The sequence below is a fragment of the Amycolatopsis sp. NBC_00355 genome (genome assembly GCF_036104975.1).
In the GTDB taxonomy this organism is placed as follows: Bacteria; Actinomycetota; Actinomycetes; order Mycobacteriales; family Pseudonocardiaceae; genus Amycolatopsis.
The window spans coordinates 599,938-615,932 of sequence record NZ_CP107982.1 but is presented as its reverse complement, the minus strand read 5'-3'; the positions used below and the strand labels follow the sequence as shown (position 1 = coordinate 615,932).

Annotated in this window: 14 protein-coding genes and 1 pseudogene; 7 read left to right on the top strand and 8 right to left on the bottom strand. The window is 74.3% G+C overall.

Features of this window, described 5'->3' with window-relative positions:
- Positions 1 to 170: 170 nt before the first annotated feature.
- Positions 171 to 1,049 (bottom strand): cyclase family protein, encoded by an 879-nt coding sequence (locus tag OHS18_RS02615; protein WP_328615768.1) that lies wholly within the window; start codon positions 1,047 to 1,049, stop codon positions 171 to 173.
- 98 nt (positions 1,050 to 1,147) lie between these two features.
- Positions 1,148 to 1,972: a type I methionyl aminopeptidase gene (gene map / locus OHS18_RS02610; RefSeq protein ID WP_328615767.1), complete on the bottom strand. Its 825-nt coding sequence runs from the start codon at positions 1,970 to 1,972 to the stop codon at positions 1,148 to 1,150.
- A gap of 87 nt (positions 1,973 to 2,059) precedes the next feature.
- Between map and OHS18_RS02605 the strand changes: the two genes are divergently transcribed.
- Positions 2,060 to 2,323, top strand: a complete 264-nt coding sequence (locus OHS18_RS02605) for a helix-turn-helix domain-containing protein (RefSeq protein ID WP_328615766.1) — start codon at positions 2,060 to 2,062, stop codon at positions 2,321 to 2,323.
- Positions 2,324 to 2,560: 237 nt separating this feature from the next.
- Here the strand turns inward: OHS18_RS02605 and OHS18_RS02600 are convergent, their stop codons facing one another.
- From OHS18_RS02600 to OHS18_RS02585, 4 genes are all read right to left on the bottom strand, one after another.
- Positions 2,561 to 4,216: an ArnT family glycosyltransferase gene (locus OHS18_RS02600; protein WP_328615765.1), complete on the bottom strand. Its 1,656-nt coding sequence runs from the start codon at positions 4,214 to 4,216 to the stop codon at positions 2,561 to 2,563.
- 94 nt (positions 4,217 to 4,310) lie between these two features.
- On the bottom strand, positions 4,311 to 5,447 hold the full coding sequence (locus tag OHS18_RS02595; protein WP_328615764.1) for an FAD-dependent oxidoreductase: 1,137 nt from the start codon (positions 5,445 to 5,447) through the stop codon (positions 4,311 to 4,313).
- Between the two features lie 196 nt (positions 5,448 to 5,643).
- Complete coding sequence (locus OHS18_RS02590) at positions 5,644 to 6,471, bottom strand: SCO6745 family protein (protein ID WP_328456481.1); 828 nt, start codon at positions 6,469 to 6,471, stop codon at positions 5,644 to 5,646.
- Between the two features lie 156 nt (positions 6,472 to 6,627).
- Positions 6,628 to 7,215 (bottom strand): helix-turn-helix domain-containing protein, encoded by a 588-nt coding sequence (locus OHS18_RS02585; RefSeq protein WP_328615763.1) that lies wholly within the window; start codon positions 7,213 to 7,215, stop codon positions 6,628 to 6,630.
- A 78-nt stretch (positions 7,216 to 7,293) separates the two neighbouring features.
- Here OHS18_RS02585 and OHS18_RS02580 point away from each other — a divergent pair, with 78 nt between their 5' ends.
- The 3 genes and pseudogenes from OHS18_RS02580 to OHS18_RS02570 form a co-directional block, all read left to right on the top strand.
- Positions 7,294 to 8,247: an NAD(P)/FAD-dependent oxidoreductase gene (locus tag OHS18_RS02580; RefSeq protein WP_328615762.1), complete on the top strand. Its 954-nt coding sequence runs from the start codon at positions 7,294 to 7,296 to the stop codon at positions 8,245 to 8,247.
- Positions 8,248 to 8,284: 37 nt separating this feature from the next.
- On the top strand, positions 8,285 to 8,740 hold the full coding sequence (locus tag OHS18_RS02575; protein ID WP_328456486.1) for a globin domain-containing protein: 456 nt from the start codon (positions 8,285 to 8,287) through the stop codon (positions 8,738 to 8,740).
- Positions 8,638 to 9,426 (top strand): annotated as a pseudogene (locus OHS18_RS02570) (TIGR03086 family metal-binding protein); the annotation flags it as partial. The gene OHS18_RS02575 and the pseudogene OHS18_RS02570, both read left to right, overlap by 103 nt.
- Before the next feature lie 34 nt (positions 9,427 to 9,460).
- Here the strand turns inward: OHS18_RS02570 and OHS18_RS02565 are convergent.
- Entirely contained in the window at positions 9,461 to 10,369 is a 909-nt protein-coding gene (locus tag OHS18_RS02565; RefSeq protein ID WP_328615761.1) for an NAD-dependent protein deacetylase, read from the bottom strand.
- Positions 10,370 to 10,700: 331 nt separating this feature from the next.
- Here OHS18_RS02565 and OHS18_RS02560 point away from each other — a divergent pair, with 331 nt between their 5' ends.
- Both OHS18_RS02560 and OHS18_RS02555 read left to right on the top strand, forming a co-directional pair.
- Positions 10,701 to 11,180, top strand: a complete 480-nt coding sequence (locus tag OHS18_RS02560) for a CAP domain-containing protein (RefSeq protein ID WP_328615760.1) — start codon at positions 10,701 to 10,703, stop codon at positions 11,178 to 11,180.
- A 435-nt stretch (positions 11,181 to 11,615) separates the two neighbouring features.
- Complete coding sequence (locus OHS18_RS02555; protein ID WP_328615759.1) at positions 11,616 to 13,064, top strand: serine/threonine-protein kinase; 1,449 nt, start codon at positions 11,616 to 11,618, stop codon at positions 13,062 to 13,064.
- Here the strand turns inward: OHS18_RS02555 and OHS18_RS02550 are convergent.
- Complete coding sequence (locus OHS18_RS02550) at positions 13,054 to 13,971, bottom strand: DUF3800 domain-containing protein (RefSeq protein WP_328615758.1); 918 nt, start codon at positions 13,969 to 13,971, stop codon at positions 13,054 to 13,056. The genes OHS18_RS02555 and OHS18_RS02550 overlap by 11 nt on opposite strands.
- Before the next feature lie 137 nt (positions 13,972 to 14,108).
- Between OHS18_RS02550 and OHS18_RS02545 the strand changes: the two genes are divergently transcribed.
- Positions 14,109 to 15,788, top strand: coding sequence for a hypothetical protein (locus tag OHS18_RS02545; RefSeq protein ID WP_328615757.1), 1,680 nt, complete (start codon positions 14,109 to 14,111; stop codon positions 15,786 to 15,788).
- Positions 15,789 to 15,995 lie beyond the last annotated feature (207 nt).

Genomic DNA, 15,995 nt, shown 5'->3' with positions numbered 1-15,995 from the left:
GCCCGGCTGCCGCATCACGAGGTTTGATGCGGCAGCAGGACGGCGTCTCGGACTCGCCGCCGGAGGTGCCGGGCACGAACGCGGAACAGCCGTCCGCGGGGTCGACGACATTGCCGCCGCCCTCCACGAGGCGTCCGGCCGAGCCGGGTCTTCGAAGTCCGTTCGTCCGGTCAGAACAGGGCGATGGGGTTGACCGGGATACCGGTCAGGCCGTGGATGCGCGGCGGGGCGACGGTGAGCAGGAAGCTGTAACGCTGCAGCTCCGCGCACAGCGCCGCGAGGTCGTCGAGCCCGACCGCGTCGATCAGCGGCATCGCCAGCCGGCCCAGCCCGACGCCGTGCAGCGGGGACGGCCCGGCCGGGTCCAGCGGCGGGTTGGCGTCGCCCCGGTCGGGGGCGCAGAGGGCGACCCCGCGGCGGTGCATCCAGCGCACCGCGTCGACGCTGATGCCCGGGGTCGGCGTGCCGGGGACCGGGGTGGCCGGCCAGCCGAGCCGGACGACCAGCGCGTCACCCGGCCGCACTTCGACGCCCTGGCGCCGCTCGGCTTGCTCGAAGTCCTGCGACGTCACCGCGTACCCCGGCGGCAGGGGTCCCTCGACGGCCAGGTCGAGCAGGACGCCGCGCGTCACGATCCCGGCGGCGAACGCCGACGTCGACGCGTGCGTGACCCCGCCGGCGGTCACGACCTCGGCCCGCGGGCGGCCCGGGTAGACCCGGTCGTCGGTCGACCAGTGCGCCAGCGCGTCGAGGTGCGTCGACTTCGCGTGGTGGTTCGTCACCAGCATCACGTCGGCCGCCACGCCCACCCCGGTGTGCGACATCAGCTGCTGCACCGGCGAGACGTCCACCGTCGTGGGTGCGAACGGGCCGCTGACCATCGGGTTCGGCGTGATCGGCAGCGCCAGCGACACCCACCGGCCCGTCCGCACCTCGGCGGCGGCCTTCGCGCGCACCTCGTCGGTGATGAGGTTGAGCGTGCCCAGTTCGTCGCCGGTGCCCCAGCGGCCCCAGTTGTCCGGCAGGTCGGGGTCAGCCGGGTCGGCCATGGAGGGGGCCCTTCTCGTCACGGTCACCGGGCGGCGGCCACCGGCCGCCGCGTCGTGATCCACCGTACTCGATCGATCACGACCGGTGCCGTGCCGCGTCAGGCGTCCTTTGTGGACACCCGGCCGGCGGTGTCGTCCCGGGCCGCCGGGGTTTCGGGTGCACGCCGGGTGAGCACCAGGGGGGCGTCCTCGGTGACGGCCACCGTGTGCTCGGAGTGGGCCGTGCGCGAGCCGTCCGCCGAGCGGATGGTCCAGCCGTCGGGGTCGTAGACGATCTTGTCGGTCGTGCGCGCGAACCACGGTTCGAGCGCGAGGGTCAGGCCCGGCCTGAGCTTCATGCCGCGGCCCGCCTGGCCCTTGTTGGAGACGTGGAGGTCCTCGTGCATGGTGCGGCCGATGCCGTGCCCGCCGAACTCGGTGTTGACCGGGTAGCCGTAGTCGCACGCCACCGCGTAGATCGCCGCCGAGATGTCGCCCAGGCGGTTGCCCGGGCGCGCGACCTCGATCGCCGCCTCCAGCGCTTCCTCGGTGGCGCGGATGATCCGCAGGTCCTCCTCGGCAGGGGTGCCGACGATGACCGTGCGCGCCGAGTCCGCCACCCAGCCGTCGATGCCGACCGCGATGTCCGCGCTGAGCACGTCCCCGTCGCGCAGGAGGTAGTCGTGAGGCAGGCCGTGCAGGACGGCGTCGTTGACCGAGAGGCAGATGACGTTGCGGAACGGGCCCTTGCCGAAGGACGGCGCGTAGTCCCAGTAGCACGACTCCGCGCCGCGGCGCTCGATCATGCCGCGCACGTGGTGCTCCAGGTCCATGAGGTTGACGCCGACATCGGCGAGCCGGCCGACCTCGGTGAGCACCTCGGCGACAAAACGCCCGGCCACGTGCATGCGCTCGATCTCCGCGGGCGTCTTCAGTTCGATCACGAAAAACCTCACGTCACAGGGGTTGGTATAGTTATACCGGAACCTTAGCACTTGCCGGTATAGTAATACCAGTCCTATCCTCGGGGCATGGTCCGTCAACCGCTCACGCCCGACCAGCTCGAAGCCGGCCGGCGGCTCGGTGTCCTGCTGCGCCACGCGCGCGACGGCCGCGAGCTCGCGGACGTCGCGCGGGCGGCCGGGATCTCGCCGGAGACGCTGCGCAAGATCGAGACCGGCCGGCTGCCCTCCCCCGGCTTCGGCACGATCGTCCGCCTCGGCGAGGCGCTCGCCATGCCGGTCCAGGAGCTGGCCGCCACCTGGCGCGGCGCCGACCTGGAAGCCGTCTCCTAGGTCGCGGCTTGTCCGACGCCGGCACGGACTCGCTCGCCGAAGCTCCGGTGTCGGTTCCGCCCCCGCGGTGCCGCAAGCGGTCGTGAGTGTTCAGGGCGGTTAGAACCGCCCTGAACACTCACGACGAGCCGCGGCAGACCGCTCACCGGTGCCTCGCCACGAATTCGCCGACAGCGGCGAGGGCGCGCCGCCGGGCCGCTGTCGGCGAACCTCGGGTGCGCGACACGAGTCGCGGGTTTACGGGCGGCGGTAGATCGTGATGGAGTGGCCGACGTCGTCGATCGGCACGCTCGTGTCGATCAGCGCCCGCAACCGGTCGTCCGCCTTGACGATCGCGGAGTCCGACACCGCGAGCAGCCCGCGAACCTGTTCAGGGGGCACGGAAAGCGGGTCGGCGGCGTCGATCCCGTAGGCGGCCGGCACCCCGCTTCCCTTGTACACGAGCCAGATCCGCTCGTGGGGATAGCGCTTCCCGAGCCGGCCCAGGTCCTGACCCCAGTCGACGTTCGAGTCGTGCAGGCGCAGATGGCTCTCCGCCGGTCCGCCGAACGCTTCGTTGGCATACGGCAGGTAGTACGGGAAAGTCCGCACCGAGCTGACCGCGGCGAAGACGACCAGGACCGCCGCCGCGACGTACGCCCACCGCCGGCGTAGCGCGATGACGCCGGCCGCCGCGACGGCCAGGAACATCGGCACGAAGATCGCGTACCGGACGCCGAGGTCACGGCTGCCGGTCATCGCCGCGGCCAGCAGCACGGCCGCCGGAACGAGGACGTACGGTGCGGCCGGGCGCACCCGGGGAACCGCCACCAGCACGGCGGAACCGGCCGACCCGAGCGCCAGCAACCCCAGCGGCGTCTTCACCAGCAGCGCGGCCGGCAGGTAGTACCACAGCGGGCCGAAATACCGCGTGCCGAACAGGAACCCGCCCCACACCTGGTCTTCGAAGCCGAACTGGAGGTGCACGCCGTCCCGGTACTCCCGGGGCAGCGGCAGCCGGTCGACGAGCACGCGCAGGCCGTGGACGGCCGGCAGGTCCGGCGGCGTCTCCCATTGCAGCCGCGGATCCACGGCGAGATAGGAAAACCAGACCACGGCGGTCGCGATCAGCGTGACGCCGGCGACCGCCACGAGCGGTCCGGCGAACCGGCCCGCGTCAAAGGCCCCGGTGCGGCGGGCGCGCCGCACCGACAGCACGGCGAGGAGCAGCACCACCGGCACCCCGGCCAGCGCGCTCATCTTCGTGGCCAGGGCCGCGCCGAGGGCCAGGCCCGCCAGGGGAAGGTAGAACACGGGGCGGTGGCGGGCCCGCCACAACAGCCACACCGACGTCACCACAAAACCGGCCACCGGCACGTCGAGCGTGGCCAGCGCCCCGTTCGCGATGACGTCCGGCGACAACGCGTACAGCGCGAGCGCCGTCACGCCGCCGGCCGGGCCGGCCAGATCACGCGCGAACCGGAAGACGACCAGCCCGAACAACAGCGTCAGCACCATCACCGGCAGCCGCGCCAGCAGCATCAGCCGTCCCGGATCGTTCCCCGACTCGTACAGCACGCGCCAGCCGAGCCGGCTCTGGTCGCCGGCGAACGCGGGATCGAGGTGCACGTCGGCGAACACGAGCCCGGACGCGATGATCAGCTTCCCCAGCGGCGGGTGCTCCGGGTTGTAGCGGAGGCTGTGCTGCTGCAGGTAGACCACGGCCGTGCCGACGTAGACCGGCTCGTCGATCGTCGGGGACTGCTCCACCGCCGTCGTGAACATCGCGACGGCCAGTTCGGCCAGGAGCGCGACCACGACGAGCGCGAACGCCCACCGCGCGAACCGGCCCCGCGGCGGGTGCTCCGGGGTCACCTCGGCCGCGCCCGGCGGCCGGCGCGGTGAGGACGACACCCGAAAGTCCTCCCGCGCCGGAGAACCAGCCCGCGGCTCGGCCGTCACACGATCCAGCTTGCCACGCCCGACCCGCCCGCCGCGGGCGCCGGGCTCAGGACTTCCGCTGGTCTCCGGTGAACATGTCCAGCAGGCTCTGCGGGAGTTCGCCGTCGAACAGGCTTTCCATGAGCGCGGCGTCGTCGATCGGGGTGGCGGTGCGGGTGAACATGGCTTCCTCGTACTCCGCGAGCGCGGCTTCGACGTCGCCGGGGTGGGCCGCCAGGGCCTGGCCGAGCTCGGCACCGTCCAGCATCGCCAGGTTGGCGCCTTCGCCGTTCGGGGCCGTGACGTGCGCGGCGTCACCGACGAGGGTGACACCGGGCAGGCGGTCCCAGCGGTGCCCGATCGGCAAGGCGTAGTGCGGGCGGAAGACCGGCGCGGTGTCGGCGTCGGTGATCAGCGCCGTGAGCTCCGGGGCCCAGCCGTCGAACTCCCGCGCGATCCGCGCGGTGACCGCGGCCGGATCGTCGAAGTCGAGCGCGGCGAACCAGTCCAGCGACTCCGTGAGGGCGATGTAGGCGTGCAGGGTGTCGCCGGTTTCCCGGTGGGCGCTGATCGCCCGGTCCGGGGTGGGCCCGTTCGCCGCCAGGGACCCGCCGCCGACCGCCTTCGCCGTGGCGGGGTGCCGGGTGTCGGCGTCGTGGAGGTAGGTCTCGATGAACGCCGTGCCGTCGTACTCGGGCACGGCGCCGATGACCAGCGACCGGACCCGCGACCACGTGCCGTCCGCGCCGACCAGCAGGTCCGCGCCGACGGTGGAGCCGTCGGCGAAGGTCACCTCGTAGCCGCCTTCGGCGCGGGCCCGGGTGCCGCTCACCTTGTGGCCCCACCGGACCGTGCCGTCCGGGAGCCCGTCGAGCAGCAGCCGGCGCAGCTCGCCGCGCTGCACCTCGGGGCGGCCACCCGTGCCGTCATCGACCTTCTCGAACAGGAGGTTCCCCTGGTGGTCGAGGATCCGCATCGCCTGCCGGCCCGCCAGCACCAGCCCCTGGAACGCCTCCGTCAGGCCGGCCGCCTCGACGGCGAGCAGCCCGTTGTAGTCGTGGATGTCGAGCATCCCGCCCTGCATCCGCGCCATCGGCGACGGCTCGGCCTCGTAGACCGTCGACGCGATGCCGTGGACGTGCAGGACCCGGGCGAGGGTGAGGCCGCCGAGTCCGGCACCGATGATCGTGACTGGGGTGTTCATGGGTGGCTCCTTCGCCGTTCGCGGCCGCCGGGTGAACCCGGGCGCGGCCGCCGTTGGAATTACGTTCCAAGATTGACGAGGACCACTGGCACGGGACGCACACGGCGCTGGCACGGGTCTGGCGCGCCCGCATCGCACGCCGTCAGCGCCGTGAGCGCCGTGAGTCGACGCCGTCAGCGCCGTGTGTCGACGCCCGTCACCGCGAACCCGCGGCCATCAGCGTCGCGGCGAGGGGTTCGAGCTCGGCGACCAGCTCGTCGAGCTCGGCGGGGGAAAGCGCGTCGTACGGCGGGGCGGCGAGCTCGTCGGTGAGGGCTTCGATGCGGCGCTTGGTCTCGCGGCCGGCGTCGGTGAACCAGCCGTCGGCGTCGACGAGCCCGCGCTCGCGCAAACCGGCCATCACCTCGGCCAGCCGCTCCTTCGGCAGGTGGTGGATGCGCCCGAACGACTCCGGCGGGTGAATACCGAGGTCCAGCGCGCTGAGCACGTGCGACTCCGTGCCGCCGATGCCCGCGCCGACCAGCGCGGCGATGTGCCCGTCACCGCGGTGCTCGCGCAGCACGGTCGCGGAGTGCCACAGCCGGGCCACGGGGTCGCCCGGCACCGGCAGGGTGCGCATCCCGGCGTACATCATCCGGCCCTCGGTGGGCGCGCTCGTGGCGGCCTTGGTGGTCAGGTCGGCGGCGCGCGCCAGGCCCGGGGAGCCGGCCACCTCGTCGCCGAGGATCCGGCGCAGGGAGGCCGCGCTGCCCCGCTCCCGCGCGGCGACGGACGCCTCGGGCGGGATCGTCTCCCATGCGCTCGGGATGTGCCGCGCGGCCTCGCCGTCGGCGAAGTTGTAGAACGCCGCGTGCACGACCTGCGCCGGCACCCGTCCCAGCGCCGCCGCGCGGCCGGCGAAGTAGCCGTCCCAGTAGGTGCGGTGGCCGAGCGCGGCCTGCTCCTCGTTGCACTCGTCGGCGCAGAAGGTGACCAGGCAGATCGGCTCGAGGAGCTCGAACATCCGGCGGGCGGTGGAGGTCATGGCGGCGTCCTTTCCAGGGGGTGACACGAGCCGGCAGTGCGTAATCCGCCGGCCCCGGGACCGGTCCCTCGCGGGCGGCCTCACCCCTGCTACGAACACCGCCTCGCGGATCCGACACGGCGTCCCGGATTTCTTCGAAGAACTTTTCCGGGACGCTCAGCGCGACTTCGCGCGCAGGTGCAGCCGCTCCCCCTGCTTGCCGAACAGGCTCAGGATCTCCGCGGGCCGGCCGTCGACCGCCCCGAACCAGTGCGGCAGCCGCGTGTCGAACTCCGCGGCCTCGCCCGGGCCCAGCGTCATGTCGTGGTCGGCCAGGACCAGCCGGAGCCGGCCCGAGAGCACGTACAGCCACTCGTACCCCTCGTGGACCTGCGGGTCCGGCTCGCCCGTCTCGGGCTCGAGGATCATCTTGAACGCCTGGGGCGCGCCCGGCTGGCGGGTCAGCGGGAGCACCGTCATGGTCGCGCCGTTGTGCCGCGGGATGCGCCGCGCCGTCAGGCGGACGCGCGGGTCGCCGACCTCCGGGGCGCCGACCAGCTCGTCCAGCGGGACCTGGTGGGCCTGGGCGATCGGCAGCAGCAGCTCCAGGCTCGGCTTCCGCTGGCCGGCCTCCAGGCGCGACAGCGTGCTCTTCGAGATGCCCGTCGCCTCCGAGAGGTCGGCGAGGGTGACCCGCCGCTGGGTGCGGACCCGCTTGAGCCGGGGTCCCACCTCGGCCAGTGCCTGGTTGATCGCGTCCGTCATGCCCTCCAGGAAACCCCTTCGTCCCGGAAACGGCAACATTTGTTGTCGGATTCGCGACGCCGGGGTCATGGTGGCCGCATGACCGAGAACAGCAGTTACGACGTAGTGGTGGTGGGTGGCGGGGCCGCGGGCCTCAACGCCGCCCTGATGCTCGGCCGGGCGCGGCGGCGCGTCGCGGTCGTCGACGGCGGCGCGCCGCGCAACGCCCCCGCCGCCCACATGCACGGCTTCCTGTCCCGGGACGGGCTGCCGCCGGCCGAGCTCCTCAAGATCGGCCGCGAAGAGCTCCTGGGTTACGGCGTCGACCTCATCGACGACGACGTCGAGCGCCTCGAGCCCGGGTTCACGCTGCGGCTGGCCGGCGGCCGCGAGCTGAGCTCGCGGCGCGTCCTGTGGGCCACCGGCGTCCACGACGACCTCCCGGACCTCCCGGGCCTGCGCGAAAGCTGGGGCACCGACGCGGTGACCTGCCCCTACTGCCACGGTTACGAGGTCCGCGACCAGCCGCTCGGCGTGCTCGGCACCGAAGCCGCGAGCGTCGAGCACGCGCTGCTCGTCCGCCAGTGGTCGCCGGACGTCGTCTACTTCGCCCACACCGCGCCGCCGTCCGACGCGGACCGCGAACGGCTCGACGCGCGGGGCATCCGGGTCGTCGACGGGACCGTGACCGCGGTGCGGCGCGAGCAAGGCGCGATGACCGGCGTCGAACTGGGCGGCCGGTTCGTGCCGCGGGTGGCGCTGTTCCTCCGCACCCGGACCGTCCCGCACGACGCTCAGCTGCGAGAACTCGGCTGTGCGGTGGAGGCCGACGTCGTCGAGGTCGACCCCGGCGGGCAGACGAGCGTCCCCGGCGTGTGGGCGGCCGGCAACGTCGTGGACGCGCGGGCCACCGTGATCATCGCCGCGGCGCAGGGTGCGGCGGCCGCGGGAATGCTGAACCACGATCTCGTCGCCGAGGACGTCCGCCAGGCCGTCGACGCGTTCGGCGGTTTCACGCCGGCCGCGGAACGCGCCGCCGCGGCCGCGCGCTGACCTGGCGTTCACGGGCCGCGCGTGCCAGGCTCGGCCCGTGCGCCCGACGTTGTACGAGTTCGCCGGCGGTGACCCCGCGTTCCTCGCGCTGGCCGCCGCCCACCACGAACGCTGCCTGGCCGATCCCGAGCTGAACCACCCGTTCTCCCACCCGGGGCAACACCCGGAGCACGTGGAGCGGCTGGCCTGGTACTGGGCGGAGGTGCTGGGCGGCCCGCCGCGGTTCTCGACCGAGTGCGCGGACCATTCGGCGATGCTCCGGATGCACGCCGGCAACGGTGACATGTCCGACCTCGGCCGCCGGTTCGTCGACTGCTTCGTGCGCGCCGCCGACGACGCGGACCTGCCCGCCGATCCCGAGTTCCGCGCCGCGCTGCGGTCCTACATGGAATGGGCGGTGGCCGAGGTGCTCGCCTACCCGGGCCCGGCCACCGAGGTGCCGGCGGACCTGGCCGTGCCGCGGTGGTCGTGGAACGGGTTGCAGTCCGTGTAACGCCCGGGGCGGCCCCGGCGTCTTGTTGGCAACGACTGGCTGTGGAGGTCCGTCGCAGAGCCGTCCCGGGCGCGTTTCCCCCCAACCCGCCCGGGCCGGTTCGTCCAGCGGACGCCGTGTCCGATACCCGCCGGTCCCGGCGTCGCACCGTGGGCAGACTGGGCGTCATGGCCGACACCTTCACGGGGCTGCTGGACCGGTTTCTGCTCGCCGGCAAGGGTTTCGAGCGCCACCTCCGCGCGGTGCCGCCGGACGGCTGGCACGCGCCGACCCCCTGCACCGAGTGGGACGTCCGGCAGCTGGCCAACCACATGACGCGCGGCAACCTCAACTACGTCGGCCTCGTGCACGGCGCCACCCGCGAGGAGTTCCTGGCCCGGCGGGACGTCGACGCGCTCGGCGACGACCCGGTCACGGCGTTCACCGCGTCGGTCACCGCCTGCGCGGACGCGTTCGCCGGGAGCGGCGCGCTGGACCGGGTCGTCGACTACCCGATGGGCAAGCTGAGCGGACGGCGGGCGCTGGCCGTGCGGACCGCCGACAGCGTCGTCCACACGTGGGACCTGGCCCGCGCCCTCGGCGCCGACGACACCCTCGACCCGGACCTCGTCGCGTGGGCCGACGACGGCTACGACGCCATCTTCGCCGGGCTGGCGGTGGACCGGTTCTTCGCGGACCCGCCGGCCGGGGCGCCCCCGGCGTCGCGGCAGGACCGGCTGCTCACGCGGTTCGGCCGCGATCCCCGCCGACCGGGCAGCCCAGCCGGTCGGCCAGCTCGGTCAGGGCCTGGCCCAGCGGCCGGTCCACCCGCACCGTCGCGTAGCGGTCGCCGCGGGTCTCGCCGTGGTTGACGATCACCACCGGCTTGCCCGCCTTCGCCGCGTGCCGGACGAACCGCAGGCCGGACATCACGGTCAGGGACGAACCGAGGACGACCAGCGCGTCGGCGTCGTCGACCAGCCGGAAGCACTGCTCGACACGCGGCCGGGGCACGTTCTCGCCGAAGAACACCACGTCGGGCTTGAGCACGCCGGACACGCAGTCCGCGCACGGCACCGGGCTGAACCGGCGCACGACGTCCTCGGGCAGCTCGACGTCGCCGTCCGGGTTGATCCGGGTCGCGGTGCCCTCGAAGTCCGGGTTGGCCGCGCGCAGCCGCCGGTCCAGCTCGGCGCGCGGGCTGGTGCGGCGGCAGTCCAGGCAGATCACGCGGTCGAGGCTGCCGTGCAGCTCGACGGCGTCGGCGGTGCCCGCCGCCTGGTGCAGCCCGTCGACGTTCTGGGTGATCACGCCGGCGACGTACCCGCCGTCGCGCAGGGCGGTCACCGCACGGTGGCCGTCGTTCGGGTCGGCGCGGGCGATCGTGCGCCAGCCGAGGTGACTGCGCGCCCAGTACCGCTGCCGCCCGCCGGCGCTGGTGACGAACTCGTCGTAGGTCATCGGCGTGTGCCGGCGCAGGCTGCCGGACGCGCCGCGGTAGTCGGGGATCCCGGACTCCGTCGACAGCCCGGCGCCGCTGAGCACGGCGACCCGCCGCCGGGAGACGACGTCGGTCAGCTCGTCGAGGCTGGACGTCCGCGGCAGCGGCGCGTCCGCCGAAGTCCAGGTCAAGGTGGGCCGGGTACGCACCGGACCAGCCTACGTGGACTTCCCGGACCCGGGGTCGGCGTAGTGCTCGCCGGGCGCGCGGTTCGTTTCCGGCCGAGGGCGTCCGGACGCCCTCGGTGGCGAGTGGGACGGGCGCGCGGGCGCACGTGTGCCTGCACGTGCCGCGACTCCGGGTCGGCGCCGGTGCCGGAAAACCACCCGCCAAGCTTCGGCCGGGTCGATTCCCGGTGAACTTCCCCCGGTTCCGTCACGCCTCGTACCAGCGGGAATCGCTCCATGGGCGGGTTTCGTCACCCGGTCCCGGGGCGCAGTCCTCGAAGGTCGGGAAAACCGTCCCCTCGAGGAGGTTGTGATGTTCCGGAAAATGGTGGCCTGCGGGGCGACCGCGGTACTGGCGGCGCTCGTCCCGGGCTGGGCCACGCCCGCGTCGGCGTCCGTCGCGGACCTCTACCCCGCCCAGGTGCTGCAGCTGACCAACAGCAACCGGGTCCAGAACGGCTGCAAGGCGCTCACCAGCGATCCGCAGCTCGCGGTCGCAGCCCAGGCGCACAACGACGAAATGGCGAAGTACCGCTACTTCAGCCACACCGGCCGCAAGGGCGAGGGGCCGGCCGCGCGGATCGTGGACGCGGGGTACCGCTGGGCGCAGTGGGCCGAGAACATCGCCGCCGGGCAGCGCACGCCCACCGCGGTCGTCGACGCGTGGATGCACAGCCCGGTGCACCGGGCCAACATCCTCAACTGCTCGCTGCGCGAGATCGGCATCGGGTACAGCGTCGACTCGGCGAAGAAGGCGTACTGGACGCAGGACTTCGGGACGCCCCGGACGTAGCCCGGCCCAGGACCGGTCCGGTGCCGTCGAACCGGACCGGCAGCGCGGACATCCCGCGCGCCCGGTGGCCGGGCCGCCGGCCGTGGACGCAGCTCCGGTCCCGGCGACGTCCGCGCCGCCGGGACCGTCCACGGTGGACCCCGGGCCCGCGGTCGTGCAGGTGGCCGGCGTCGGTGAACGTCTGCGGGTCCAGGTCGCCGCGGCCGGAAGACACAGTGTCCACAATAGACTTCGCCGGGCCATCCCCGGCTCTCGAACATCGGTTCCGCCATGATCGACGCCGGCACCACCGACGGTCCGCGACCGGGCGCACGCACCCCGCGTCCCCGAGCCGGGACCGGCGGTGACGAAATCGCGGCCGTCTCCCACTTTCCATCGGAGCCGCCCGCGGATCGCGTAGTCTCCTCACGCCTGGTGACCCGAGTGGAGGAAGACGTGAGCTGGCAGTTCTGGCCCTACCGGGTGGAGACCCTGATCGCCCGCGGCGGGATGGGCGAGGTGCTGCGGGCCTACGACACGCGCCACGACCGCGTCGTGGCGCTGAAGCTGCTCGCCCCGGAGTACGCCACCGACCGGGACTTCCAGGAGCGGTTCCGGCGCGAGGCGCACGCGGTGGCGCGGCTGCGCGAGCCGCACGTCATCCCGATCCACGCCTACGGCGAGATCGACGGGCGGCTCTACCTCGACATGCGCCTGGTCGAAGGCGACGACCTCGGCACCCGGCTCACCGCCGGCGGGCCGCTCCCGCCGGCCGACGCCGTCGACGTCATCGGACAGGTCGCGCAGGCCCTGGCCGCCGCGCACGCCGAAGGACTGGTGCACCGGGACGTCAAGCCGTCGAACGTGCTGGTCGGCCCGACCGGCTTCGCCTACCTCGTGGACTTCGGCATCGCCCGCGCGGCCGGGCCCGCCACCGGGCTCACCGCGACCGGCGGCGCCGTCGGGACCCTCGACTACATGGCGCCGGAACGGTTCGCCGACGCGCCCGCCGACCACCGCGTCGACGTCTACTCGCTGGCCTGCGTGCTGCACCAGTGCCTGACCGGCAGCAAGCCGTTCGCGGCGACGACGGCCGCGTCGCTCATCGGCGCCCACCTGCACCAGCCGCCGCCCCGGCCCAGCACGCTGCGGCCCGGCCTGCCCGCGGCGTTCGACGACGTCGTCGCGCGGGGCATGGCGAAGGACCCGGCCGAGCGCTTCGGGAGCGTCACGGAGCTGGCCGGCGCAGCGCGGGCCGCGCTCGGCGGCACCGGCCCGGTCGCCGCGGCCGCGCCCCCGACCCGGCAGGCGACGCACCTCGCGCCCCCACCGCCGCCCGCGACGGTCGTGCGGCGGAGTGCGAAGGCGCCGTGGCTGGTCGCCGGGGTCGCGCTGCTGGCCCTGGTGGCCGTCGCCGCGTGGTTCCTGGTCGACAAGTCGTCGTCGCGGGCCGGGGCGACACCCGGTCCGTCGGCACCGCCCACCGCCGCCTCTCCGACCACCAGCTCCCCGTCGAGCGCGCCGCCGGTGACCGCTCAGGTGACGACCACGCAGGTGACCGTCAGGACGTCGATCGTCAGCGGCGCCGACCTCGGGCTGACGACCCCGCTGAGCACACCCGCGTGCGACGGCTCCTACGTCGTCGTCCTCGGCTCGGCCATCACGCCGGCCCGCTACCGCACCGACGTCCAGCAGTTCCTGACCGCCCACCCCGGCGCGCACTACCTGCACACGCCGAGCACCGGCTGCGGCTCGCTGCGGCAGCAGGTGAACGGCGCCGACGTCTACGCCGTCTTCGACGGGCCGTTCGCCACCGAAGAAAGCGCGTGCGCGCGGCGCGCCGGCGCCGCCTACGTCAAGCGGCTCGACAACACGACGCCACCGGCCACGGTCGTCACCTGCTGACGAACGGGCCGTCCCAGACCGACTCGGCGTCCACAAAGGACTGAAGCAGCGTGGTCAGCTGGGCGTCGCCGCGGGCGTTGAGCTCTTCGGAGGCGATCCGCCGGGCGACGCCGGCGAGGAAGTCGGCAACCTGGACGCGGGCGTCGGACCGCGAGTCGACGAACCGCACGCCCGCCAGCCGGGCGCCGAGCGTGGCCTTGAGCTGCAGCACACGCTCGGCGGTCAGCGCGAGCTGCTCGTCGTGGACCACGGCGACCGGGGTGCCCGCGGCGCTCCAGTGCCGGATGGTGTGGCGCACCGCCGGCACCAGCGGATCCAGCACGGGCACGAAGCCCGGGTCGGCCAGCCGCGCCCGGTAGGCGGCGACGCGCTCGGCGCCGTCGCGGAACCGGCCCATGATCTCGCCGGCTTCGCCCGGGGTCGCGGCGAGCTCACCGACCAGCGCGAAGAACTCGGCGGGCGACGTCGTGACGCCGCGGCGCGGGTTGAGCCGCAGCACGCTGGTGAAGGCCGCGAGGAAGAAGTCCCAGCGGGCACCGAACGCGGCCGGGCCTTCGCGGTGGAGGGTGCGCGCCATGGTGTCGGTGCCCTGCTCGGCCAGCACGGTGACCGCGGCGCGCACGGCGAACAGGGTCTTGTCGGTCAGGTGCACGTGCCCGCGGCCGGCCAGCGGGCCCGCCGGGTCGAGCAGCCATTCGAGCACCGGCCGGTGCTTGGCGCGCAGCAGGTGGTTCGCCTTGTACTCCTCGGCGGGCGACCCGATGCGGCGCCGGATCTCCCGCACGCAGGCCTCGGCGGCGTCCGGCGACATCCGGATCCCGGCGTGGACGAAGACGTCCGTCTCGCCGCCGACGAGGTTCTCGCCCTCCGAACCCGACTCGTCGCAGGCGATCTCGACCGGGGGCACCCGCCCGATGGTGCCAGACGGACCGGGCCGCGGCGAGTTCATTACCTGCGATGATGCGTCCCGGTCACGGTTGGGCGACGGCGGCTAACGTCGGTGCGCCGTCCGGAGACTGGACGAGCAGGTGTTGGGAGGCGCGGATGGCCACGGACCACGGGCCGGCCCGGTTCGCCCTGGCGGCGGCCGTGGTCGCGCTGCTGCTGGGGGCCGCCGGGGTGCTGGTGCAGCAGCGGCTGGCCGGCGGCGGGGACGCGTCCGAGGTGACCGGGGCCGCCGGCGCGACGCTCTCCGCCGGCGGCGTCGAGGTCGACGTGCCCGCGGGCGCCGTCCTGGCCGGCACCCGGTTGTCCGCCCACGCCGCGCCGGAGCCGGGCGCACTGACCCCGGTGGCGCGCCGGGCCGGCGGCGGCGCCGAACTGACCTTCGACGCCGGGGTGCGGCCGCGGCTGCCGATCCGGGTGCGGATCGCGGTGCCCGCCGCGCCGCCGCCCGGGTTCGCGCCCGTCGTCGTCACCGCGGACGGGACGCGCCTCGCACTCGCCACCTACGACGCCCGGAGCGGCCGGATCGTCGCGGACCTGGCACCGGCCGGGGCGTTCTGGGGCGGGCTGCTCGACTTCGCCGCGCTGGGCCGCGACGTCGGCCGGGCGGCCGCGGACCCGCCGCCGACGTGCCTCGGGCGCGCGGCGAGCACAGCCGGCGTCACCGTCGAGCTGGGCGGGACGGCCGACGCGCGGTCGCCGGTCGGGGCGTGCGTGACCGAGGACGGCGGTGGCGCGAGCGTCACCCTGACGTCGAACGCGCGGGTGCCGTACCGGATCGTCCTGCCGCCGGGCTGGCCGGAACCGAGCAGCCGCACGGCGGCGCCGAGCACCGCGACCGTCCAGCTGTTCCCGCAGCCCCGGCTGCACGACCTGCTCTGGCCCGGCGCCGGCGTGACCTACCACGTCCCGGTCGACCGCCTGCCGGCGAGCATCCGCGGCCAGGCCGACCCCGGTCCCTACCTCGGGCTGGCCCTGGCCTGGACGGCCCACCGCGCGGCGGCGCTCTTCGGCATGGCCCTCGCGAGGCCCGGCGAGCTCGAACAGGACCCCGCCGTCCTGGCGTGCGCGGCGGACGCGGGCGCGGCGCACTACACCGCCGACCGGCCGTTCGCCCAGGTCGCGGCGGACGTCTGGGCCGCGCTGGCGCCGTGCGGCATGGCGGACGCCGGCGCGTTGCACAGCTTCCTGGGCACCGGGATCGCCCCGGTGACCGCCTGGCTGGCCGGCGCCGGGACCGGCCCCGGCTTCGAGGTCCCTCTGACCGCGAGCCAGGGCACCGAGCGCTTCACGCAGACCGTCGCGTACCGGCCGTGGACGGGCACGCGCGTCGCGTCGGGCATCCGGACGACGGCCGCGACCGGCGCCTGCCAGGCGGCGTCCACGGTGTCCGGCCGGCACGACGCCTACCGCTGCACGGCCAAGGCCAAGGTGTACGACCCGTGTTTCGCCGCCACGGCGCCGAACGCGCGGCACCAGGTCGTCTGCCCCGCCACCGCGACGAGGGCCGTGCTGCTGACCTACACGGGCGCCCTGCCGTCCCCCGCCCAGGCGGACGGGACAGCGAACCCGTTCCTGCTCGCCCTGGACGGCGGCCCGCAATGCCTCGCCATCACCGGCGGCGCGCCCCCGGTCGCCGGCCTGGACGCCCGGTTCGCGTGCGGCGCCGAGACGTTCCTCTACGGCGAACCGGACCCGGCGAATCCCTTGTGGACGGTCCAGGCGGCGGACCGGGCACCACCCCTGCGGCCGATGACGATCGCGAAGGCCTACGCCTAGGGTCCGCAGCAAGGCGGTGGCATGGACAACTCCAGTCCACGCAGGAGTAACACAGGCCGGGCATCGGCGGCATCGCCGTGAAGCATCGCTGATCTTCCGCCCCCCGCTGCGCATCGGCACCGCCGGCCCGCGACCGGACGGAGCGCACCGCCTCCGCCCGTACCGCCCGGGGCCGGCGACTCGGGCGTCCGCGCCGACCGAGCAGCC

What these genes read in the sequence shown, in the direction of transcription:
- OHS18_RS02615 (WP_328615768.1), bottom strand. Translation starts at nt 1,049, where the DNA reads ATGGCCGACCCGGCTGACCCCGACCTGCCGGACAACTGGGGCCGCTGG.
- OHS18_RS02590 (WP_328456481.1), bottom strand. Translation starts at nt 6,471, where the DNA reads ATGACCTCCACCGCCCGCCGGATGTTCGAGCTCCTCGAGCCGATCTGC.
- OHS18_RS02605 (WP_328615766.1), top strand. Translation starts at nt 2,060, where the DNA reads ATGGTCCGTCAACCGCTCACGCCCGACCAGCTCGAAGCCGGCCGGCGG.
- OHS18_RS02595 (WP_328615764.1), bottom strand. Translation starts at nt 5,447, where the DNA reads ATGAACACCCCAGTCACGATCATCGGTGCCGGACTCGGCGGCCTCACC.
- OHS18_RS02560 (WP_328615760.1), top strand. Translation starts at nt 10,701, where the DNA reads ATGTTCCGGAAAATGGTGGCCTGCGGGGCGACCGCGGTACTGGCGGCG.
- OHS18_RS02545 (WP_328615757.1), top strand. Translation starts at nt 14,109, where the DNA reads ATGGCCACGGACCACGGGCCGGCCCGGTTCGCCCTGGCGGCGGCCGTG.
- OHS18_RS02585 (WP_328615763.1), bottom strand. Translation starts at nt 7,215, where the DNA reads ATGACGGACGCGATCAACCAGGCACTGGCCGAGGTGGGACCCCGGCTC.
- OHS18_RS02580 (WP_328615762.1), top strand. Translation starts at nt 7,294, where the DNA reads ATGACCGAGAACAGCAGTTACGACGTAGTGGTGGTGGGTGGCGGGGCC.